At 68.1% G+C, this 2,137-nt stretch carries 2 protein-coding genes; one reads left to right on the forward strand and one right to left on the reverse strand.

What is annotated here, in order from left to right:
* Positions 1-133: 133 nt before the first annotated feature.
* Positions 134-1,087: a nucleoside hydrolase gene (locus CG50_RS10060; protein ID WP_036637772.1), complete on the forward strand. Its 954-nt coding sequence runs from the start codon at positions 134-136 to the stop codon at positions 1,085-1,087.
* A 30-nt stretch (positions 1,088-1,117) separates the two neighbouring features.
* On the opposite strand, the gene CG50_RS10065 is transcribed toward CG50_RS10060, so the two are convergent.
* Positions 1,118-1,639 (reverse strand): invasion associated locus B family protein, encoded by a 522-nt coding sequence (locus CG50_RS10065; RefSeq protein ID WP_036637774.1) that lies wholly within the window; start codon positions 1,637-1,639, stop codon positions 1,118-1,120.
* Between the last annotated feature and the right edge of the window lie 498 nt (positions 1,640-2,137).

Raw genomic sequence — 2,137 nt, forward strand, 5'->3', positions numbered from 1 at the left:
AGGCCCGAGGGGGCAGAGCCCCCTCTGTGCTACTCTTTGCGGGGCAGGGCTCCCCCTTTCCGTTCGCCGTCTTCCCTTGCGCCGCCCGGTTTCCGGCGGCAAGACTGACCCGAACCGAGACAGGAGGTCCCCCATGCACAAGGTCATTTTCGACACCGATCCGGGGGTCGACGACGCGCTGGCACTGCTTTATCTGCACCGCCATCCCGGGATCGAGCTGCGCGCGGTGACCACCGTCTTCGGCAATGCGGCGGCGCACCAGACTGCGCGCAACGCTGCGATGTTCAAGCATGTCTGGGGGTTCTCCGCGCCCGTCGCGATGGGGGCAGAGGGGCCGCTGAACCCGTCCCGCCGGAACGAGGACTGGCCGGTCGCGATCCACGGTCAGGATGGGCTTGGCGACATCGGGCTCGGGCAGGCCGGTGCCGCCCCCCTCGATCCTCGTCCGGCGCATCGGCTGATCGTCGATGAGATCCGCGCCTGCCCGGGTGAGATCACCCTGATCGCCGTCGGGCGCATGACCAATCTGGCGCTTGCGCTGCAAGAGGCCCCGGATATTGCGCAAAAGGTGCGTCAGGTCGTTCTGATGGGCGGGGCCTTTGGCCGGCATGGCAATGTGACCCCCGCGGCCGAGGCTAATATCTGGGGCGATCCGGAGGCGGCCGATGCGGTTTTCGGGGCCGGCTGGCCGGTGGTGGCGGTCGGGCTCGATGTCACGATGCAGGTGGTGATGACGCGTGCCGGGCTCGATGCGCTCGGGGTGTCGGGGGGGACGCCCGCGCGCATGGTGCGCGATCTGTCGCAAGGCTATGTGCGCTTCTACGAGGGGCTGGTGCCGGACGGCATGGTCGTTCATGACGCCTGTGCCTGCGTTTTCGTGACCGATCCGCAGCTCTTCGGCACCCGGCGCGGCGCGGTTCGGGTGCTGACCGAGGGGATCGGCGCCGGCATGACGGTGCTGCGCCCCGAGGGTATTCCCTTTCCCCCCGGGGCCTGGGACGGCATTCCGGTTCAGACGATCTGCGATCGCGTCGATGCGGCCGGTGTGCTGGGCCGCATCGCGGCGGTGGTGGCGTCGCGGGGGTAGCCGCCCCCAGGGGTCGTCAGGCGGCGCGCCTCAGCGGCACAGTCCGCGCGCCGCATCCGTTGCCGCCGACACGCCCATCAGCGAAATCTTGTCGGTCGTCACCGTGCCGCGCGCGGAAGTTCCGGTGATGACTGCGGTTCCCGCCCCCTTCAGGGCCGCGAGGATCTTCGCGTCATCGGCCGGCGTATTCGGCCAGGCCCCTTCGCCCTGGGTGAACAGGGTGAACGTCGCCCCCGAGTTGAGCGCCATCGTCACCTGTGAGCCGGCGGCGAACGGATAGCCGCCGCGAAACGAGATTTCCCCGCTCTGCGCGCCACGGCGATAGGTGACGAACAGCCCGATTTCGCCGCGCTGCACGGTGGTGGCCTTGCCGGCCTTCGTCGCCACGCTGGATACCGGAGCGGTAACGGCCCAGCATTCGATGGGACTGGTGTCGGTGAACACGCTCCAGTCCTGCTGAGTGCTGCTCAGCTTCGGGGCCGCCGTGGCGCTCAGCGCCGAACCGATCACGAACAGAGCCGCGGTTGCACAGGATTTGAGGATCTCGGTCATTTCACTGTCTCCAGCTTCGCTGTTTTCGTTGTGCCAGCGGGTTGGCCAACGAGGCCGGAGCGACTGCGGATTTTCCAACTTCGTCATGACAGGACTGTCCTTCCGTCGTCGTGCAGCGCAAGCCCTGGATCCGCCGTGGCGCTGCCCCGCGACGACCCGCTGGATTGGTGTGGTCCCGGAAAATGCCGCACGAAACGACGGGACCGAAGCGACACGAAGGCGCCGCAGACGTGCTCCACCCATGGGCCTTGGCCCGGGCGGCACAAACCGAAAAAGGATCCGGTTTCCCAAGGGGTAGCGCAAAAATTCCGGGCTGACAACCTTGGCGGTCCGGCAGGGGCGCGCCCGGGGAAGGTATCCTTGCCGCGGCACGGCTCCGCAGCAACGAAAACGCCCCGTCCGGCGATGCGGACGGGGCGTTTCAGGGGATGGCAGGGCCCGAAGGCCCCGCCGGCGGGCTTTCGCCCGATTACTTGAGGATCTTCGAGACGACGCCCG

Origin of the sequence: Paenirhodobacter enshiensis (assembly GCF_000740785.1) — a bacterium.
GTDB lineage: Bacteria > Pseudomonadota > Alphaproteobacteria > Rhodobacterales > Rhodobacteraceae > Rhodobacter > Rhodobacter enshiensis.

Excerpts from the sequence above, each read along its gene's own strand:
- CG50_RS10060 (WP_036637772.1), top strand. The coding sequence starts at position 134 with ATGCACAAGGTCATTTTCGACACCGATCCGGGGGTCGACGACGCGCTG.
- CG50_RS10065 (WP_036637774.1), bottom strand. The coding sequence starts at position 1,639 with ATGACCGAGATCCTCAAATCCTGTGCAACCGCGGCTCTGTTCGTGATC.